Below are 18,945 nucleotides of genomic sequence, written 5' to 3' on the forward strand. Positions count from 1 at the left end.
CGTGGAGTTGATCAGGGTGCCCGGGACACGCCACGCCGGTCGATCACGACCGATAGTTCATGATCACGCGAAGGGGGTCGGAGGTGGAGGGGCGGCGCGGACGGGGACGACGAGGGGGCCGTGCTCGCCCGGGATGATGCGTACGCGGGCCCGATAGTGCTTGGCGAGCAGATCCTCGGTCAGCACATGGTCGGGCGGGCCGTCGGCGACGATCCGGCCGCCGTCCATGAGGACCAGGCGGTCGGCGTACTCCCCGGCGGCGGACAGGTCGTGCATCGTCGCCAGCACGGTCAGCCCGGCTTCCCGGCGCAGCGCGTCGATCAGCTCGAGGACCTCCTGCTGGTGGCCGATGTCGAGGGCACTGGTCGGCTCGTCCAGCAGCAGCAACGGCGCCTGCTGCGCCAGCGCGCGGGCGAGGAAAACCCGCTGACGCTCACCGCCGGACAGCGTCTGCAGCTCTCGACCCGCGAACCGGTCCAGATCCAGACGGGTCAGCACGTCCCGCACGACCGCCAGATCCGTAGCCGACTCACGGCCAAGGGTCGGGATGTGCGGCGTACGCCCCAGGAGGACGTAATCGAGCACGGTCATCCCGGCGGGGACGACGGGATACTGTGCCACTGCGGCGATCCGCCGAGCGCGTTCACGGCGGTTCATCCCCGCGATCGAGGTCTCCTGGAGCGCCGCCTCGCCGGCGTGGGCGTACTCGCCGAGGACCGCCCGGAGCAGGGTCGACTTCCCGGCGCCGTTCGGCCCGATGATCGTGACCCACTCACCGGCGGAGACGGCGAGGTCCACCTCGGCCACGATGGTGGCCTTGTCGAGGACGACGCCGAAGCCGCGGAGCTGGAGCATCACAGCCTCGCCGACCGGGTCGTCCGGAGCACGAGGATGAAGAAGGGTGCGCCCACGAAGGCGGTGACCACGCCGATCGGCAGCTCGGTCGGCGCCGCCACCGTCCGGGCGATCAGATCGGCGCCGACGAGGAACGCCCCGCCGTAGATCATCGACAGCGGCAGGATCGCCCGATACGACGAGCCGGTGAGCAGGCGCACGATGTGCGGGACGACGATCCCGACGAAACCGATGAGCCCCGAGACCGCCACCGCGGCGGCGGTCGCCAAGCTGGCCGCCGCGACCAGGATCAGCCGTGACCGTCCGGGATGCAGCCCGAGGCTCGCCGCCTCCGCGTCGCCGACGCTCAACACGTCCAGCTCCCGGCGCAGGGCCAGCACAACCAGTGCGCTGACTACCGCGTACGGGATGATGACCATCACGTCGTGCCAGCCGCCGGTCGCGAGACGGCCGAGCAACCACGAGTAGACCTCGCGGATGCTGTCGGCGTAGCGCTGCAGCACGTAGGTCTGGATGGCGGCGAGGAAGGCCGAGATCGCGACCCCGGCGAGGATCAGCGTGCTGCCGGAGCGGTCGCGGCCGCCCGCGATGCCGAGCAGATAGGTGAGGCCGACCGCGAGCAGCGCGCCGGCGAAGGCGAAGATCGGCACGCTGGTCCACATGCCGCCTCGCAGCGCGATCGCGAGCGTGGCGCCGAGACCCGCGCCGGCGGCCACCCCGAGCAGATACGGATCGGCGAGCGGGTTGCGGAAGACGCCCTGATAGCTCGCGCCGGCGAGGGCGAGCATCGAGCCGACCAGCAGCCCGAGCACCACGCGCGGCAGGCGCAGATCCGTGATGATGGCGATCTCGCGCTCGTTCAACCCCGAGTTCAGGTGTACGCCGGGAATCAGGTTCAGCAGCTCGATCGCGACCGAGCCGGGCGGCAGGCCGACCGGGCCCAGGGCGATACCGGCGAGGACCGCGACGACGAGGACGGCGATCGCGGCGAGCAGCCACACCGCCCGCAGCCCCGCCGGCCTTACCTCTTCCACCATCGCCACCCCTCCTCTCGTGATCATTGCGTCAGCCACGCTGTTTCGGGCTGTGATTTGCCCGGTTCGACAACCTGGCTGACGCAATGATCACTGTTGGCGCGTCAGGGGATTTGGTTTACCGAGGTGGCGACGGTCTGCGCGAGATCGACGATCCGCGGCCCCCACCGGGAGGCGATGTCGTCGTCGAGCGCGACGATCTGGCCCTTGCTGACGGCGGTGATGCCGGCCCAGCCCGCCCGTGCCTTGACCGTGCCGGCGGTCTGCTGGCAGCACTTCGCGTCGGCCAGGAAGATCAGGTCGGGGTTCGCCTTGACCAGCGCCTCCGCCGAGAGCTGCGGATATCCGAAGGCCTTGCCGTCGGCGTCCGCGGCGTCGGCCACGTTCTGCAGGCCGAGCAGCGTGAAGATCGAGCCGATGAAGGTCTTCGAGGTGGCCGAGTAGAGGTCGGGCGAGACCTCGTAGAAGTAGGTCAGCGGCTTGGAGCGCTGCTTGACCGACTTGACGATCGTGTCGAGCTTCGACTTCATGTCGCTGACGACCTTGGCGGCGTCGTCGGCGTGGCCGGTCAGCTTGCCCAGATCGGTGATCTCGGCGTACGCCTCGTCGAGGGTCGCCGCCGCCGGAACCAGGAAGGTCGGGATCTTCAGGGCCTTGAGCTGGTCGACGATCTTGTCGCTGTCGTTGGTGAGGACGACCAGATCCGGGTTCTTCGCGGCGATCGCCTCGGCGCTCGGCTTGTACGCGGAGAGGTCGGTCTTGGGCACACCGGCCGGGTAGTTGGACTGGTCGTCGACCGCGACGACCTGCGTACCGGCGTTGACGGCGTAGAGCATCTCGGTGGCCGTCGGCCCGAGCGAGACGATCTTGGCCGGCTGCTTATCGAGCGTCACACTGCCGACCGTCACCGGGTACGCCGCATTCGTGGGCGTCGGGGTGGACGTGGCCGATCCGCCGTTGCCGGTGGAGCAGGCGGCCAGACCGAAGGCGAGACCGGCGACGAGGCCGAGCGCGCGTCTTCTCAACATCGAATTCCTCCTGTCGGTCGAGGGGTGAGTCCGCCGACAGGGGTGAAAGGGTCGCCTGCCCGCGAGACGCCCTTCCTCGAGAGCGTTACTTCGCGACCGCGGCAAGGCGACCTGGCTCGACCGACCCGAGGCGACCGAGGGTCGCTTCGGGGAGGGATCACAGTTGCGGGACAGCGCCGGATTCGCACCGGCTTCGCTGACCGCGGTCAGCCAGAGGCTAACGCACCGGCGATGCTCGGCGAAATCAGCGCTGCTCGCTGTTGGTGGCCGACTGCTCGGCGTCGGTCGGGTGGTCCGGCTCGTCCTGGGCGGCCGGCCGCTCGGCAGCCGGCGCGTCGTCGCCCGCGTGCGGGGAGTCGTCGCCCGCGAGCGCGGAACGGAGCTTCTGCTTCTCCGTCTTGCGACGCTCGACCGCGTTCTGCAGCTGGAGGGAGTACTGCTCACGCCAGCCGCGCAGGACGAACCAGCTCAGCACCGCCGAAACCAGGATGGCGAGGACGAGCTTCAGGAAGATGCTCAGCGGGAACGGCAGCAGCACGAGGAACGCCGCGACGAACAGGCCGATGCGCCCGAGCGTGTACTTGACAGCAGGACTCACGCCCAGCAGCCTACGCGCTGCTGGGCGGGGGTGGACCAGTGGCCGGGCCCTACGCCCAGACCTGCTGGGGTTCGCGCCGCCGGTCGGCCAGCGACATCGGCGCGTCGAACTCGCGTACCACCTCGTAGCGGGTGTTGCGCTCGACGGGCCGGAACCCGGCGTCCTGGATCAGGGTGAGCAGGTCCTCACGGTGCATCGTGTCCGGCGTGCCGTACGAGTCCGCGTCGTGGGTGATCTTGTACTCGACCACCGAGCCGTCCAGGTCGTCCACGCCGAAGTTGAGCGAGAGCTGGGCCACCGACAGGCCGTGCATGACCCAGAAGCACTTGACGTGGTCGAAGTTGTCCAGCATCAGCCGCGACACGGCGAAGGTCTTCAGCGACTCGGCCGGAGAAGCCATCGTGGTCTTGGCCTGGATGCGGTTGCGGACGATGCCGTCGGCGCTGTCGTGGAAGTCGTGCTGGTAGCGCAGCGGGATGAAGACCACGAAGCCGCCGGTCTCGTCCTGCAGCTCCCGCAGTCGCATCACGTGGTCGACCCGGTGCCGGGGCTCCTCGATGTGCCCGTAGAGCATGGTCGCCGGGGTACGCAGCCCCTTCTCGTGGGCCAGCCGGTGAATCCGCGACCAGTCCTCCCAGTGGCAGTCGTGGTCGACGATCTGCTGACGGATCTCCCAGTCGAAGATCTCGGCGCCGCCGCCGGTCAGCGAGGCGAGGCCGGCGTCGATCAGCTCGTCGAGGATCTCGTCGGCGGGCAGGCCGGAGATCTTCTCGAACCACTGGACCTCGGTCGCGGTGAAGCACTTCAGCGACACGTCGGGCAGCGCTTCCTTCAGCGCGCGCAGCACCCGCGGGTAGTACTTCCACGGCAGCGTCGGGTGGAGACCGTTGACGATGTGCAGCTCGGTGAGCTGCTCGTCCTTCATCTCCAGCGCCTTCTCGACGGCCTGCTTGACCCGCATGGTGTACGCGGCCTTCTCCCCCGGCTTGCGCTGGAAGGAGCAGTACGCGCAACTGGCGGTGCAGACGTTGGTGAGGTTCAGGTGCCGGTTGACGTTGAACATCACCCGGTCGCCGTTCTTCTCGGTGCGCCGGTGGTGCGCCAACCGGCCCAGCCAGGCCAGATCGTCGCTGGCGTACAGCGCCTCACCGTCGGCGCGGGTGAGCCGCTCGCCGACGTAGACCTTCTCTTCCAGCTCCCGCTTCAGCCCCGCGTCCATCCGCTGCGCCTCCCAAGCTCGTCTCCGTCCTGCACATTACCCGGCGGTTCACCGGTCCTTACTCGCGCGGGTGTCGACTTTCACCGCCGGGTGCGCTATGAACGAAGGCGGCACACCGGACGCATCCGGCGGGACCTCGGGGAGAAGACACATGACGCGACGACGCGTTGGCGCGGCACGTTTGTCTGCGCTGCTCACGGCAGCGATCGTCACCGGTGTGGCGGCTCCGGCCGCCGCCGAGCCGACGACCACGACTGCTGCGGCGCAGAAGGTGCCCGACGGCGGCGTCCTTCCTGTCCCCAATGGTCCGTTGCAGTTGCCTTATGGCGTACCGGCGGCCGGTGGCACCATGGGCAACGACCTGGCCGCGCTCGCCGCTCAGCTCAACGCGATCCAGACCGAGGTCTCGGTCCTGGCCGAGCAGCTGAACGAGCTGAAGCAGGCGGTCTCCACCACGACCAACGCGTTGATCTACGCGCAGTACGAGTTCGCCGAGGCCGAGAACCGGTTGGCGAAGGCGAAGAAGGCCCTCGCCTCGGCCGCGTCCGACGCCTACGTGCAGTCCGGCGGCCTGCCCAACCTGGGGCTGGGCGGGCTCGCTCCGCGCGCCGACGACCCCGTGCACGACAGTTCCGGCGCGGCCCACGAACTGGCGCTGGCCAAGGCGGAGTACGAGCGGACCAAGACGGCGCTGGAGACGGCGCAGAAGAACGAGGCGGAGACGAAGCAGCGCTTCGCCACCACGGAGGTCAGCTACAACCAGCGCAGCACCGCCATGCTGGAGCTGAAGACCCGCAACGCCGCCAAGGTCGCGCAGATCCTGCGTCAACAGGAGGCGGCCGAACAGGCGCTCGGCCAGCAGTACCTCAACACCGACGCGCTCTCCGGCTTCAAGGCGAGCCCCAAGGCGCTCGCCGCGGTCAACTTCGCGCTCAAGCAGCTCGGCAAGTCCTATGTGTGGGGGGCTGAGGGCCCGGACCACTACGACTGCTCGGGTCTGATGTGGGCGGCGTACCGGTCGACCGGGCACACGCTGCCGCGCGTCTCGCGCGACCAGTACCAGGGCACCAAGGACACCTCGGTGTCCCGATACGCCCTGCTCCCCGGTGATCTGCTGTTCTTCGGCGAAGATCCGAACAACCCGGCCTCGATCCATCACGTCGGGATGTACCTCGGCAACGGCAAGATGATCCACTCCCCGACCACGGGTGACGTCGTGAAGATCTCGAACGTCTGGTGGTCGCACTTCTTCGGCGCGACCCGCGTCTACGCGGCGATCAAGGTCCCGACGACGAGCCCGACGCCGACCCGCACCACGACGCCGACGACCACGCCGTCCTCGTCCTCTCCGTCGGCCACGACCTCACCGACGACGACCTCTCCGTCGCCCACGCAGACCACGCCGTCGCCCGATCCCACGACGAACTCGCCGACGCCTGTCGAGACGAGCGACTCGCCGACGCCCAACGAGACGACGGCGGGCACCGAGGAGACCACGAGCCCGCCGAACACGCAGTCCGCCGTCAGCACCGAGCCGACTCCCACGCCGACCCCGTAGTCCCGCTGATCAGGCGGTGAGCGCGGCCACCATCCGCGCGACACCGTCGGCGATGGACTCCGTCGACGCCGCGATGGTGCCGCGGACGTGACCCGCGCCGCCGGTGCCGAACTTGCGGCCGGGCGCGAACGCGATGCGGCCCCGCTCCAGGAAGAAGTCTGCGGCCTCGCCCTCGATGGCGAGCGCTCGACAGTCCAACCAGGTCAGATAGGTGCCCTCGGGCGCGCGATAGCCGATCTCCGGCAGCTGCTGGGACAGCAGTTCGCCGAGCAGACGCCGGTTGTGGTCGAGCGCGACGAGCAGGTCGTCCAGCCACGCCTCGCCGTGGCGCAGCGCCGCCGTGTGCGCGATGGTGCCGAAGTGACTCGTCCCGTGCGCGACGTGCTCGGGCAGACGGCGTACGTCGTCCACGGCCTGCACGCCGCCGATCATCAGCGCCGCCTTCAGGCCGGCCAGATTCCAGGCCTTCGACGCCGACATCAGCGAGATGCCGCGATCGTCCACGCTCAGGTACGGCACGAACGACGCGCCGGCCGGCACGAGCGGCGCGTGGATCTCGTCCGCCACCACCCGAACGCCGTAACCGTGCGCGAGCTGCGCGATTCGCTCCAGCTCCGCGCGAGTGTGCACGGCGCCCGTGGGATTGTGCGGATTACACAAGAGGTACGCCGCCCGACTTCCCGCCGACGCCGCGTGACGGAACGCAGCCTCCAGGACGGCGAAGTCGATCCGCCCGTCCGGCCCGAGCGGCGCCTCCACGATCCGGCGGCCCGCGTGCTCGACGAAGCCGAAGAACGGGAAGTACACGGGCGGGTTGACGACCACGGCGTCGCCCCGGCCGGTGACGAGCCGAAGTGCTTCGACCACCCCGGTCATGACGTCGGCCACCGGCGACGTCTGCGCCGTCTCGAAAGCCCAGCCCCACCGGCGACCGGCGAACGCGCTCAGCGCTTCGGCGTATCCGTCTCCGGCGGGATAGCCGGTGTCGCTGAGGCGCAGGGCTTCCTCCAGCGCGGCGCGGACGGGCTCGGCGAGGTCGACATCCATCTCGGCCACGAACGCCGGCAAAACATCCTCGGGGTATGTGCGCCACTTCACACTGGTACGCCGGCGCAGCATCGCCGGCGTGACCGCGCTGAACGGGTCGGCCATGGTTCCGATCTTCCCACGTTCCGGGCGTCCTCCGGCGGGCCGATGGGTGAGCCCAGCCACTCTTTCCCCATTGCGTGCGCCTTTTCGGACAAGCAGGGCAGCCGAGCACGTACACTGGCTTCTGTTGCGTGCCCATCGGCACGCGTTTTCTATGTGTGTTCCTGCGAGAAGAATGCTGGCGGCATGCCCCCTGGGCGGCCGCGCGGACGCGGGGATACCTCCATGGAATACCCCACGTTCGAGTACCGAGGAGCACCTTGAGTTTCGCAGATCCCTCCACCTTCCCGTCCGTCTTCGACGTCGAGCCGGACACCGCCGGTTCCGAGTCGGCTGGGAAGGCGTCCTTCGCCGAGCTGGGCCTGCCGCAGAAGCTGGTCCGGGCCCTGGCCCGCGAAGGCATCACCCATCCGTTCGAGATCCAGGCCGCGACCGTGCCGGACGCCCTCGCGGGGCGAGACGTGCTGGGCCGGGGCCAGACCGGGTCGGGCAAGACGCTCGCCTTCGGCCTGCCGACTCTCGCCCGCATCGCCGACAGCGGCCGCGCCCGCCCGCGTCGTCCCAAGGGCCTGATCCTGGTTCCCACCCGGGAACTGGCCATGCAGGTCGCCGACGCGCTCCGGCCGCTGGGCCGGGAGGTCGGCCTGTTCCTGGCCACCGCCGTCGGCGGTGTTCCGTATGACCGCCAGATCTCCGGTCTCGAGCGCGGTCTCGACATCCTGATCGCGACGCCGGGCCGACTGGGCGACCTGATCAACCGCGGCGCGTGCTCGCTCGACGACGTCGAGGTCTCCATCCTCGACGAGGCCGACCAGATGGCCGACATGGGCTTCCTGCCCGAGGTCACCGAGCTGCTCGACAAGACACCGGCGGGCGCCCAGCGGCTGCTGTTCTCCGCCACCCTCGACGGCGACGTCGACACGCTCGTCAAGCGGTTCATGACCGACCCGGTCACCCACTCGACCGCGCCGCCGGCCGCTTCGGTCACCACCATGGATCACCTGATGCTGATGATCCCGCCGACCGACAAGTTCCGCGTGGTCGCCTCGATCGCCAACCGGTCGGGCCGCACGATGCTGTTCGCGCGTACGCAGGCGGCCGTCGACCGGCTCGTCGACCAGCTCCGGGAAGTCGGCGTACGCGCCGGCGGCCTGCACGGCGGCAAGAGCCAGGCGGTCCGGACGCGTACCCTCGCGGAGTTCAAGGAGGGCCGCACCAGCGTCCTCGTCGCGACCGACGTGGCCGCCCGCGGTATCCACGTCGACGGCGTCTCCCTGGTGGTGCACGTCGACCCGCCGCGCGACCCTAAGGACTACCTGCACCGGGCGGGCCGCACCGCTCGGGCCGGCGAGTCGGGCGCGGTCGCCACGCTCGTCCTGCCGAAGCAGCGTCGCAGCACGCAGGCCATGCTCCAGAAGGCCGGCGTCGAGGACGCAGCCGAGCACCGCGTACGCGCCGGTGACGCCCGCCTGACCGAGCTGACCGGCGCGCGTGAGCCCAGTGGCGTACCGGTCAAGGACGAGCCGCGCCCGGCCCCGGCCGCCGCGCACCGTCCGCGCCGTCACTTCTCCGACCGGCCCCGCCGGTTCCCCGAAGGCGGCGGCCGTGAGGGCGGTCGTCCCCGCTACCGCGAGGACCGCCCCAAGCGGTACGCCGACCGCTGACCCCGTCGGCGGGCCCCAGCTGTTTGATCTAGGCGAGTTTCGGTTGCTCTGGCAGCCGGAACTCGCCTAGATCGTTTCCACCTCGCAATGCACTGCGAATACGAAAGCGGCGGCCGTCTCCGGCCGCCGCGCTTCGCTTGTGGACACTGTCAGTCGTCGAGCCAGTCGAGACGGCGGTCGGCGCGCCGGGACGGGTCGTCGTAGCCGTTGGCCTGCTGGCCGTAGGAGTCCTGCCCGTAGCGCTGCGTCGCCTCGCCGTACGCACCCTGGTCGTAGCCGCCGCCACGCTGCTCGGGGACGTATCCGCTGCCCGAGCCGTAGGTGCCGGCACCCTGAGCGCCGGAGCCGTACGCACCCTGCGAACCGTAGCCACCGGCCGAGTCGCCGTAGCCACCCGACGGCTGCTGGCCGTAGCCGCCCTGAGCGCCGTAGCCCTGGTCATAGCTGCCACCGGCCTGACCACCGGCGCCGTAGCCACCGGCCGAGTCGCCGTAGGCACCCGACGGCTGCTGGCCGTAGCCGCCCTGAGCGCCGTAGCCCTGGTCGTAACCGCCGCCCTGGCCGTAACCACCACTCGCCGAGCCGTAGCTACCGCCCTGGTCGTAGCCACCGGCCTGCTGGCCGCTGCCGTACGCCGAACCGTTGGCGCCGTAGCCGCCCGCCGCACCGGAGCCGTACTCGGAACCAGGGGCCGCCGGGGAACCGTAGCCGCCACCAGCCTGCGGAGCCGCGCCGTAGCCGCCTGGCGTACCCGAGCCGTAGCCCGACGTCGGGGCAGCCGGCGAACCGTACGCACCGCCCGCGACGGGCGAGCCGTAGGCGCCGCCACCGGCCGGGGAGCCGTAGGCGCCACCGGCGGACGGGCCGGCCGGCGAACCGTATGCCCCACCGGCAGGAGCGCCGTAGGTCGATCCACCCGCCGAAGGACTCCCGTATGCCTGACCGCCGGCCGGCGAGCCGTAGGTGCCCGCACCGGCGCCGCCCCCGGCCGACGGCGAGTAGCCGCCGCTGCCATAGGTCTGCGTCGGCTGTGCGTCCTGGCCGTAGCCGGTCCAGCCGCCCTGCTGCGGGCGAGCGCCATACTCACCGGGGCGCTGCACGGTCGTCGGCGCGTCGTTCATCGGCGACCGGGCGACCATGGTCGGGTCGGCCGCCGCCGGACGGGCGCCGTAGTAACCGCCACCGGAACGCGGCGGGGTCGCGCGTCGTACCGGCGCGTCGTCCTCGTCGTCTTCGTCGTCCTCGTCGTCGTCCTTGTTGCGGCGCATCAGGATCAGCGCGATCGCGCCGATGCCGAGCAGCACGAGCAGGCCGCCGACGATGATCATCATCCAGGAGAGGCCGCTGCCGGAGTCGTCGCCCGTGGCGGTGGTGTCGACCGCACCGGCTCCGGCGCTCTCGGTCGCGTTCGGATCCTCGCTGGCGGTCGCGTTCGGATCCACGGTCGCCTCGTCGGTCGGCGACTCCTCGACGGACGGGGACGCGGTCGCGCCCTTGGGCGACATGCCGATGCTGATGCCGGTCTTCGACTGCCCGGCGGCGACCGAGTAGGACTTCGTCACCGTGGTGTAGCCGTCGAGGCTGACGCCGACGTAGATCGTGCCCGCCTGAATGGGATCAGCGGCGCTGCTGGTGAACGACCACGAGCCGCTGCTGTCGGTCGTGTCGTTGTGCGTCTTGCCGGACGGGTCCTTGATGATGACGAGCACACCGTCGAGTTTGTTGCCGGTGGTGACGTCCTTGACGCTCCCCGAGATCGTGTTGATCGTCGTGGCCGCCTTGGGCTTGACCGTGAAGTCGTTGGACCACTTCTCGTCCGGGCCGCCCGCCTGCTTGAACGTGATGTAGATGCGCGTCGAGCCCTCGGACTTGGCGTTGATCGTCGCGACGAACGACGAACTCGACGTGTTCGCCGGGATGTCCTTCTCGCAGTCGCCGCTGCAGCTTGCGACGCCGCCATCTGAGACGTTGACCTTGACGGCCAGGCTGGCCAACGCACTGTCGTTGCTGACGCTGAAACGAAGGCTGGTCGACTTGCCGACCTCGACGGACGTGGCGCCTAGCGACGGACCACTCACAAACGAGGGATCGGCTGATGCGGGAGCGCCGATCGCCAGGATGGAACCTAGCGCCAAACTTGCGACCACACCCGCACGCAGCAAGAAGGCCCGTCGTCGGTGTGTTGCCACGGTCACCCGCCCTTTCCTTCCACTCCCCCCGCGGACGCGCAACGGTCCGTTAGATGCGCACCGCTCGCCACTATGCCTTGTCCGACCAAGGTTCCGCGACCCAGGGGAGGGGCCAATCATGGTTGACCAGAGTCGTATCGTCCAGTCATGTCCGTACAGCGTGATAAATCCCAGGCGCTCGTGACCGCGCTTTCCTGCATCGACGCAGATCAGGAGCCAGAGCGGACGACCCTGCGTGACGCCGTTCGGTTCATTCTGGGCGTACTTTCAGATCGAGAACCGGGACGTTCGGTGGAGGTACGGGTTCCTCCGTTCGGCGCGGTGCAGTGCATCGAGGGACCTCGGCATACCCGGGGCACGCCGCCGAACGTTGTGGAGATGGATGGAGTCACCTTCGTCAAAGTAGCGACGGGACGGCTCGCCTGGGCCGACGGCGTGGCGGACGGACGCATTGCGGCTAGCGGCATTCGCGCAGATTTATCGCCGTTCCTCCCCATTGTCTGAGTCGTTCGCTCTTTCCCGGATCTGCAAACTCTGCCAGAATCAGCAGAGGCGCGCTTCACGTCGGACTATCACGGAAAGCACCCGGAAGGTGGCTTTCCGTGAAGGCCCTCGAGTCGCGTACACTGTCTCGCGACGGCAGACTGAGCTTCACCAGAGCTTCAGGCCCTTCAGACACTCACGAAGACCACCGATCAGCGACATCGAGCACTAGGTTGGGAGCAGCAGGGTGCCCCGAGGCGACGGCCGGTTGAGCCACGAACTCGACCCCTACCGGCCAGGCCCGCAGGACGCGTGTGGCGTCTTCGGAGTCTGGGCGCCGGGCGAGGAGGTGGCCAAGCTCACCTACTTCGGGCTCTACGCCCTGCAGCATCGTGGCCAGGAGGCGGCGGGCATCGCGGTCAGCGACGGCACCGGTGTCGTGGTCTACAAGGATCTCGGCCTGGTCGCCCAGGTCTTCGACGAGCCGACGTTGGCGAGCCTGCGCGGCCATCTGGCCATCGGGCACGCGCGCTACTCGACCACCGGTGGTTCCACCTGGGAGAACGCGCAGCCGACGATCAAGGCCACCAAGCTCGGCACCACGCTCGCGTTGGCGCACAACGGCAATCTCGTGAACTCGGCCGATCTCGCCGCGCAGATCCGCGACCTCGGGCTCGACGTCGACGGTTCCACCAGCGACACCGCCCTGGTCACCACGCTGCTCGCGGCCACGCCCGACCTCAGCGTCGAGGCCGCCGCGATGCAGGTGCTGCCCGGCGTCAAGGGCGCCTTCAGCTTCGTCTTCATGGACGAGAACACGTTGTACGCGGCCCGCGACCGCAACGGCGTACGCCCGCTCGTGCTCGGCCGCCTGGAGCGGGGCTGGGTCGTCGCGAGCGAGGCCGCCGCGCTGGACATCGTGGGCGCCAGCGTCGTCCGCGAGGTCGAGCCCGGTGAGTTGATCGCGATCGACGAGAACGGCCTGCGGTCCTCCCGGTTCGCCAACCCGGACCCCAAGGGCTGCCTGTTCGAATACGTCTACCTCGCCCGCCCCGACGCCACGATCTCCGGCCGCAACGTCTACGCGGCGCGGACCGAGATCGGCCGGCAGTTGGCCCGGGAGCACCCGGTCGAGGCGGATCTCGTCATCCCCAGCCCGGAGTCGGGCACGCCCGCCGCCATCGGATACGCCGAGGAGTCCGGCATTCCTTACGGCATGGGCCTCGTGAAGAACGCCTACGTCGGCCGGACCTTCATCCAGCCGTCGCAGACCATCCGTCAGCTGGGCATCCGGCTGAAGCTCAACCCGTTGCGCGAGGTCATCCGCGGCAAGCGGATCGTCGTCGTCGACGACTCGATCGTGCGGGGCAACACGCAGCGCGCCATCGTGCGGATGCTGCGTGAGGCCGGCGCCATCGAGGTGCACGTGCGTATCTCCTCCCCGCCGGTGAAGTGGCCTTGCTTCTACGGCATCGATTTCGCCGACCGGGCCGAACTGCTGGCCAACGGTCTGGACAACGAGGGCATCCGTCGCGCCATCGGCGCCGACTCCCTCGGCTACGTATCGCTGAACGGTCTCATCGCCGCCACCGAGCAGCCGGCCAACCGCTTGTGCCGGGCCTGCTTCGACGGCCAGTACCCGATTGATCTGCCCGCCGGTGATCTGATCGGAAAGCATGTGCTCGAGTCGGTGGGGCGTCGTGTCGACGAAGCCGGCCGCCCCGAGCAGCGGGACCAGTCCGATGACGGGCCGGCCCGGAACGAGGACCCGGCGGCCCTGGAACGCGCCGGAGCCTGAACACGCGGCCAGTTGCTGCAGCCGCGAGAGAACAAAGGGGAGAACCACCGTGACGCACGTAGCCGAGCGCCCAGCCACCGACGGCGCGGGCGGCCGTCAACTCTGGAACGCTGAGAACGGCAACGGCCGTACGCGCCAGGCGACCTACGCGGACGCCGGCGTCTCCATCCACGCCGGTGACCAGGCGGTGGAGCTGCTCAAGTCGAAGGTGCAGCGGACCCACCGGCCGGAGGTGCTGGGCGGGCTGGGCGGCTTCTCCGGCCTGTTCCGCCTCGACGTCACGAAGTACAAGAAGCCGGTGCTGGCGTCCTCGACCGACGGCGTGGGGACCAAGCTCGTGATCGCCCAGCAGATGGACATCCACGACACGGTCGGCATCGACCTCGTCGCCATGGTCGTGGACGACCTGGTGGCGTGCGGCGCCGAACCGCTCTTCCTGCTGGACTACATCGCCTGTGGCGAGGTCGTTCCCGACCGGGTCGCCGAGATCGGCGCGGGCATCGCCGACGGCTGCCGCACCGCGGGCTGTGCGCTGCTCGGTGGAGAGACGGCCGAGCACCCGGGCGTGATGAAGGCCCACGAGTACGACCTTTCCGCCAACGGCGTGGGCGTCGTGGAGGAGGACGAGATCCTCAGCCGCGAACGCGTACAGCTGGGCGACGTGGTCATCGCGATGCGGTCGTCAGGCCTGCACTCCAACGGCTACTCGCTCGTCCGTCACGTCCTGATGGGGCAGGGCCGGCTCCGGCTGAGCAGCGTCATCGAGGACCTCGGCGTGAACCACACGCTGGGCGAGGAACTGCTCACCCCCACCAAGATCTACGCCCAGGACTGCCTCACGCTGATCGCCGAGTGCGAGGTGCACGCGCTGGCGCACGTCACGGGCGGCGGCATCCCGGGCAACCTCAACCGGGTGCTGCCGGACACGATGGACGCCATCGTGGACCGCTCGACGTGGCGGCCGCAGCCGATCTTCGACCTCGTGCAGAGCCGGGGCCGGATCGAGCAGCCCGAGATGGAGTCGACCTTCAACATGGGCGTCGGCATGTTCGCCGTCGTCGCCGCGAACGACGCCGACCGGGCGATGGCGCTGCTCACCGCGCGCGGTGTCGAGGCCTGGTCGGTCGGCGAGGTCGTCGAGGGCGAGGGCAACGTCCGGATGCTCGGCTCGCACACGCGCGGCTGACGTAAAGCGGGCTCCCCAGTCTGGCGTCCATGCGCCAGACTGGGCGCAGCGGCAACCGCGGGGAGGTGGCGATGGCCTCCGTACACCGGTTCACCGGCATGCGGGGCATCGCCTCGGTGCCCTCATATGTGATCCTGCAGCCCACGACGCTGTGCAATTTGGACTGCGCCTACTGCTATCTGCCATGGCGCAAGGAAGACCGGCGGATGGCTCCGGCCGTCGCCGAGTCCGTGGCGCAGACGGTCAACGCGTGGGCGGCCGACGCCCGGCGGTTCTCCGTGGTGTGGCACGGCGGCGAGCCCACGGCGACCGGCCGCGAACGTCTCGTCGACCTCATGGCGCCGTTCCAGGGCGTCGAACACCATCTCCAAACCAACGCCACGCTCGTCGACGACGAGTGGTGTGAGTTCTTCCGGGCGTACGACATCCACATCGGACTCAGTGTCGACGGCCCGCGGCACCTCACCGCGCAGCGCGTCGACCGGGCCGGCCGAGAGGCGTACCAGCAGATCATGCGCGGAGCCGACGCCTTGCGACGGCACGGCCTGCCGTTCGCGGCCCTGTGCGTGGTCTCCGACCCGACCCCGGCGCTCGCGCGCGAGCTGTACCCGTTCTTCCGTGAGCTGGGCTGTTACGCCCTGGGCATCAACATCGAGGAGCGCGAGGGCGTCAACACCCGCAGCAACGCCCACGCCGAGGAGGACGTCCGCGGTTTCTGGGCGGAACTCACCGCGGCCTGGCGGGCCGACCCCGCCATCGAGCTGCGCGACATCGAGTTCGCCATCCGGTACGCCGGAGCGCTGCGCCGCGACGAGGCGGACGAAGTCCTCCCGCGCCAGGTGGATCCGATCCCGACGATCGCCTACGACGGCTCGGTCGTGCTGGTCTCCCCGGAGCTGGCCGGTTTCAGCAGCCCGCAGTACGGCGACTTCAGCAGCGGCAACGTGACGAGTACGCCGCTGGCCGAGATCGTCGCCCACGCCACGGAATCCCGCTGGATCAGCGAGTACCTGCGGGGCGTGGAAGCCTGCCGGGACAGCTGCGCCTATTTCGGGTTCTGTGGCGGCGGCCATGCCGCCAACCGATACTTCGAGCACGGCCGGTTCGACACGACCGTCACGGAGCACTGCCGCAACAGCAAGATCCGCCTGATGGAGGGAGTCCTGGACCATGCCGCACCCCACTGAGGCGCCCGACCTGGCCGACCGCGTACGCGCCGACGGCGTCGCCGCGCTGGTCGAGGCGGCCGAGGAGATCTGGTCGCGCCGAGTCGTCACTGACCGCACTCCTGGCGGCTCGCCCGAGAGGCTCCCCGGCGCCGACCCGGTGGCCGGGCCGCGCCCGTTCGAGGACGCGTTCCCGACGTTCTACCAGTTCTCCAACCGCCCGCAGAAGTAGCCGGGGGCATAGCTGAAGGGAGCCCACACCGTCCAGGTCGGACGGCCAGGCTCCCTCCAACAGCAGGGGTGTCAGCCGGGGGATGGGCGGGTTCAGTCGCCCTGGCGCTGCTGCGGGATCTGGCCCTGCAGGAGCGCCCGCACCTCCGACTCGCGGTAACGGCGGTGTCCACCCAGCGTGCGGATGGCGCTGAGCTTGCCCGCCTTCGCCCACCGGGTCACCGTCTTGGGGTCGACACGGAACATCGACGCCACCTCGGCGGGGGTCAGCAGCGGCTCGGGTTCGTGCGTACGCGACGCCATGGGTCACTCCTCCACAAGTACCTGTAAACGAGGGCCGGGGTCCCGCCGGCCGACGCGCCTCCCATAGTCCGGCTCGTCCACGATGTCCGACATGGGCCGAACGGGTGAAGGTCCGTAGATGGACGGATGATGAATCAATGATATTTCCGCAAAAAGGGGTACAAAATGCCCTCTTGGGATGACGGCATAGGCCGGAATTGTGCTTAGTTCGAGGCGTTTTTCAATGCCCGCAGAAAGCTTCAATTACGGACAAAATCCCTCGGTCGAGTAGCTTCCCGAGTACCGGCGAGTAACGCGACCGGATGATCAGTTGTACCGCTCCATGAGCTGGATCTCACGCCAGCGCTCGACCAGGCGCTCGTAATGGTCCGTCGCCGCCTCGCCGTCACCGGTGTTCAACGCGGCCAGCCCGGCGGCGACCAGCCCCGGCGAGTCGTCGTCGAACAGCGCCTGATCATTGAACAGATGCACGAGGCCGCCGTAGTCGAGCTCGACCATGGATCCCGGGTGGAACTCCTCCAGCCAGCGCGTACCCTCGGCGACCGATTCGGTGATCGCCGCGTCCCCCATCGTCCGGCGCAGAATGGCCAGGCCCTGATGGGCTCGCCGGCGTGCCTTGCCGATCTCGGTCCGATAGCGCAGCAGGCGCCGACCGGCGTCGACGCTGATCTCCCGCTCGGCGAAGTCCACGAAGAGGAACCACCGCAGCGGTACGCCCCACGTCGCGACGTGCTCGTGCACGCGCGGCAGACCGTGGTCGAGCACCCGGGCGCCGCCCCGGAAGTCGCTGACCACCGTCTGAGCGAGCCCGGCCAGGGCGGGCGGGACGAACGCGTCGGCGAGGACGGCGGGTACGCCGGCCCGCGCCGTGAGCGCCGCCTCCGCCACGCGTACGCGCAGATTCCAGGGGCAGATGAGCGCGCCGGACTCGGTCGTCAGCACGTACGCCTCGTCGGGCAGATCCGGCAGCCGCGACCAGCTCGCGCCGAGCGCCTCGAGCACGGTGACACGCTGACGACCGGGCCCCTCGGCCGGCCCGACGGCCCGTCCCTCGTCGAGGTAACGGCGCCAGAAGCGCTGACGATCCCGGTCGAACGCGGCCAACGGCTCATAGACGCGTAGGTACGCGGCGAACTGTGACGGCACGTGGCGATCCTCCCACGCTCCAGGGCCTTCCCGCACGTACACGAGGCACCCGCTGCCGCACCGGTCGCCGGTGTCTCGCCGTGTGGTCGCGGCCACCGTCTCGACCAGCGTCTCCAGTAGGCTCCGAAGAGAGACCTCGCGCCACCCCATGCGGGGTCCAGCGGCCCGCGCCCCACAACGGCGCGACAGACTCAACGAGGAGTTCTCATGGGCGTCTTCAGCGCCGACACCGGTCACGAACAGGTCGTCTTCTGCCAAGACCGGGCCACTGGCCTCAAAGCGATCATCGGCGTCTATTCCACCGCGCTCGGCCCCGCACTCGGCGGCACGCGCTTCTACCCGTACGCCTCCGAGGAGGAGGCGCTGCACGACGTGCTGGAGTTGTCTCGCGGGATGGCGTACAAGAACGCTCTCGCGGGACTGGACCTCGGCGGCGGCAAGGCCGTCATCTGGGGTGACCCGGTGCGGGACAAGACCGAGGGGCTGCTCCGGGCGTACGGCCGGTTCGTGCAGTCGCTCAACGGCCGCTACTGGACGGCCTGCGATGTCGGCACCTACGTCCAGGACATGGACGTGGTGGCCCGCGAAACCCGGTTCGTGACCGGCCGGAGCGTGGAGCACGGCGGCGCGGGCGACTCGTCCATCCTCACCGCGTGGGGCGTCTTCCAGGGCATGCGCGCCGCCGCCGAGCACCGCTGGGGCTCGCCGTCGCTGCGCGGCCGCCGGGTCGGCCTCGCGGGCCTGGGCAAGGTCGGCAAGTACCTCGCGGTCCACCTGCTCGAGGACGGCGCCGAGGTCGTGGCGACCGACCCCAGCGAGGCCGCGCTCGCCTGGGCGCGCCAGACCCACCCGCAGATCACGCTGGTGGGGGATGTGCAGGAACTGATCACCAGCGACATCGAGGTGTACGCGCCGTGCGCCCTCGGCGGGGCGCTCAACGACGACACCGTTCCCGTGCTGCGGGCGCAGATCGTCGCCGGGGCGGCCAACAACCAGCTGGCCCACCCGGGGGTGGAGAAGCTGCTCGCCGAGCGCGGGATCCTTTACGCGCCGGACTACGTCGTCAACGCCGGCGGCGTGATCCAGGTGGCCGACGAGATCGAGGGCTTCAACTTCGACCGCGCCAAGCTGCGGGCGACCAAGATCTACACGACCACGAAGCAGATCCTCGAACTCGCCGACGCCGAAGGTGTGTCGCCCGCCACCGCGGCCGATCGCCTCGCGGAGCGGCGGATGGCCGAGGTCGGCCGGCTGCAGACGATCCGCCTGCCGCGCTGAAATGCTCTGCAAGGGCCGGTCGCGACCCGCGTGAGCGCTCCGGGTGGTGCGTTCCGCGGG

The 18,945-nt window shown here is 69.6% G+C and carries 17 protein-coding genes and 1 riboswitch; of the genes, 8 read left to right on the plus strand and 9 right to left on the minus strand.

Annotation, left to right across the window (positions count from 1 at the left end; translation table 11 throughout):
• Positions 1-63 precede the first annotated feature (63 nt).
• The 5 genes from AB0H43_RS00125 to mqnE all read right to left on the minus strand — a co-directional run bounded on the left by AB0H43_RS00125 (position 64) and on the right by mqnE (position 4,734).
• On the minus strand, positions 64-855 hold the full coding sequence (locus AB0H43_RS00125) for an ABC transporter ATP-binding protein (protein WP_359994076.1): 792 nt from the start codon (positions 853-855) through the stop codon (positions 64-66).
• On the minus strand, positions 855-1,916 hold the full coding sequence (locus tag AB0H43_RS00130; protein WP_359994079.1) for an iron ABC transporter permease: 1,062 nt from the start codon (positions 1,914-1,916) through the stop codon (positions 855-857). The genes AB0H43_RS00125 and AB0H43_RS00130 overlap by 1 nt, the downstream gene beginning before the upstream one ends.
• Positions 1,917-1,993: 77 nt before the next feature.
• On the minus strand, positions 1,994-2,917 hold the full coding sequence (locus AB0H43_RS00135) for an ABC transporter substrate-binding protein (protein WP_359994082.1): 924 nt from the start codon (positions 2,915-2,917) through the stop codon (positions 1,994-1,996).
• 110 nt (positions 2,918-3,027) lie between these two features.
• Positions 3,028-3,109, minus strand: a riboswitch (cobalamin riboswitch).
• Between the two features lie 52 nt (positions 3,110-3,161).
• Entirely contained in the window at positions 3,162-3,515 is a 354-nt protein-coding gene (locus tag AB0H43_RS00140) for a DUF4229 domain-containing protein (RefSeq protein ID WP_359994085.1), read from the minus strand.
• 49 nt (positions 3,516-3,564) lie between these two features.
• The gene (gene mqnE / locus AB0H43_RS00145) at positions 3,565-4,734 is read right to left on the minus strand and encodes an aminofutalosine synthase MqnE (protein ID WP_359994088.1); all 1,170 of its coding nucleotides are present in this window, start codon (positions 4,732-4,734) and stop codon (positions 3,565-3,567) included.
• 151 nt (positions 4,735-4,885) lie between these two features.
• On the opposite strand from mqnE, the gene AB0H43_RS00150 reads away from it, so the two are divergent.
• Positions 4,886-6,292, plus strand: coding sequence for an NlpC/P60 family protein (locus AB0H43_RS00150; RefSeq protein WP_359994092.1), 1,407 nt, complete (start codon positions 4,886-4,888; stop codon positions 6,290-6,292).
• Positions 6,293-6,301: 9 nt separating this feature from the next.
• Here AB0H43_RS00150 and AB0H43_RS00155 read toward each other — a convergent pair whose 3' ends face one another.
• Positions 6,302-7,444, minus strand: a complete 1,143-nt coding sequence (locus AB0H43_RS00155) for an aminotransferase class I/II-fold pyridoxal phosphate-dependent enzyme (RefSeq protein WP_359994094.1) — start codon at positions 7,442-7,444, stop codon at positions 6,302-6,304.
• Positions 7,445-7,797: 353 nt separating this feature from the next.
• On the opposite strand from AB0H43_RS00155, the gene AB0H43_RS00160 reads away from it, so the two are divergent.
• Positions 7,798-9,105 (plus strand): DEAD/DEAH box helicase, encoded by a 1,308-nt coding sequence (locus AB0H43_RS00160; RefSeq protein WP_359995663.1) that lies wholly within the window; start codon positions 7,798-7,800, stop codon positions 9,103-9,105.
• A gap of 149 nt (positions 9,106-9,254) precedes the next feature.
• Here the strand turns inward: AB0H43_RS00160 and AB0H43_RS00165 are convergent, their stop codons facing one another.
• Entirely contained in the window at positions 9,255-11,183 is a 1,929-nt protein-coding gene (locus tag AB0H43_RS00165) for a carboxypeptidase regulatory-like domain-containing protein (RefSeq protein ID WP_359994097.1), read from the minus strand.
• A 258-nt stretch (positions 11,184-11,441) separates the two neighbouring features.
• Between AB0H43_RS00165 and AB0H43_RS00170 the strand changes: the two genes are divergently transcribed.
• The 5 genes from AB0H43_RS00170 to AB0H43_RS00190 all read left to right on the plus strand — a co-directional run bounded on the left by AB0H43_RS00170 (position 11,442) and on the right by AB0H43_RS00190 (position 16,159).
• The gene (locus tag AB0H43_RS00170) at positions 11,442-11,798 is read left to right on the plus strand and encodes a sterol carrier family protein (RefSeq protein ID WP_359994100.1); all 357 of its coding nucleotides are present in this window, start codon (positions 11,442-11,444) and stop codon (positions 11,796-11,798) included.
• 226 nt (positions 11,799-12,024) lie between these two features.
• On the plus strand, positions 12,025-13,575 hold the full coding sequence (gene purF / locus AB0H43_RS00175) for an amidophosphoribosyltransferase (RefSeq protein ID WP_359994102.1): 1,551 nt from the start codon (positions 12,025-12,027) through the stop codon (positions 13,573-13,575).
• 49 nt (positions 13,576-13,624) lie between these two features.
• Positions 13,625-14,761, plus strand: coding sequence for a phosphoribosylformylglycinamidine cyclo-ligase (purM, locus tag AB0H43_RS00180; RefSeq protein WP_359994105.1), 1,137 nt, complete (start codon positions 13,625-13,627; stop codon positions 14,759-14,761).
• A 98-nt stretch (positions 14,762-14,859) separates the two neighbouring features.
• On the plus strand, positions 14,860-15,948 hold the full coding sequence (amcB, locus tag AB0H43_RS00185; protein WP_359995666.1) for a cyclophane-forming radical SAM peptide maturase AmcB: 1,089 nt from the start codon (positions 14,860-14,862) through the stop codon (positions 15,946-15,948).
• A complete protein-coding gene (locus AB0H43_RS00190) occupies positions 15,932-16,159 on the plus strand; it encodes a hypothetical protein (protein ID WP_359994108.1) in 228 nt (75 codons plus the stop codon). Before amcB ends, AB0H43_RS00190 begins: the two co-directional genes overlap by 17 nt.
• Before the next feature lie 92 nt (positions 16,160-16,251).
• Here AB0H43_RS00190 and AB0H43_RS00195 read toward each other — a convergent pair whose 3' ends face one another.
• Positions 16,252-16,461, minus strand: coding sequence for a BldC family transcriptional regulator (locus AB0H43_RS00195; protein ID WP_007073996.1), 210 nt, complete (start codon positions 16,459-16,461; stop codon positions 16,252-16,254).
• Between the two features lie 306 nt (positions 16,462-16,767).
• Positions 16,768-17,607 carry a hypothetical protein gene (locus AB0H43_RS00200; protein ID WP_359994116.1) on the minus strand — a complete coding sequence of 280 codons (840 nt, stop codon included), beginning with the start codon at positions 17,605-17,607 and terminating at the stop codon, positions 16,768-16,770.
• A gap of 207 nt (positions 17,608-17,814) precedes the next feature.
• Here AB0H43_RS00200 and AB0H43_RS00205 point away from each other — a divergent pair, with 207 nt between their 5' ends.
• A complete protein-coding gene (locus AB0H43_RS00205) occupies positions 17,815-18,885 on the plus strand; it encodes a Glu/Leu/Phe/Val dehydrogenase (protein ID WP_359994119.1) in 1,071 nt (356 codons plus the stop codon).
• Positions 18,886-18,945 lie beyond the last annotated feature (60 nt).

The sequence above is a fragment of the Hamadaea sp. NPDC050747 genome, assembly GCF_040654195.1.
Lineage (GTDB): Bacteria > Actinomycetota > Actinomycetes > Mycobacteriales > Micromonosporaceae > Hamadaea.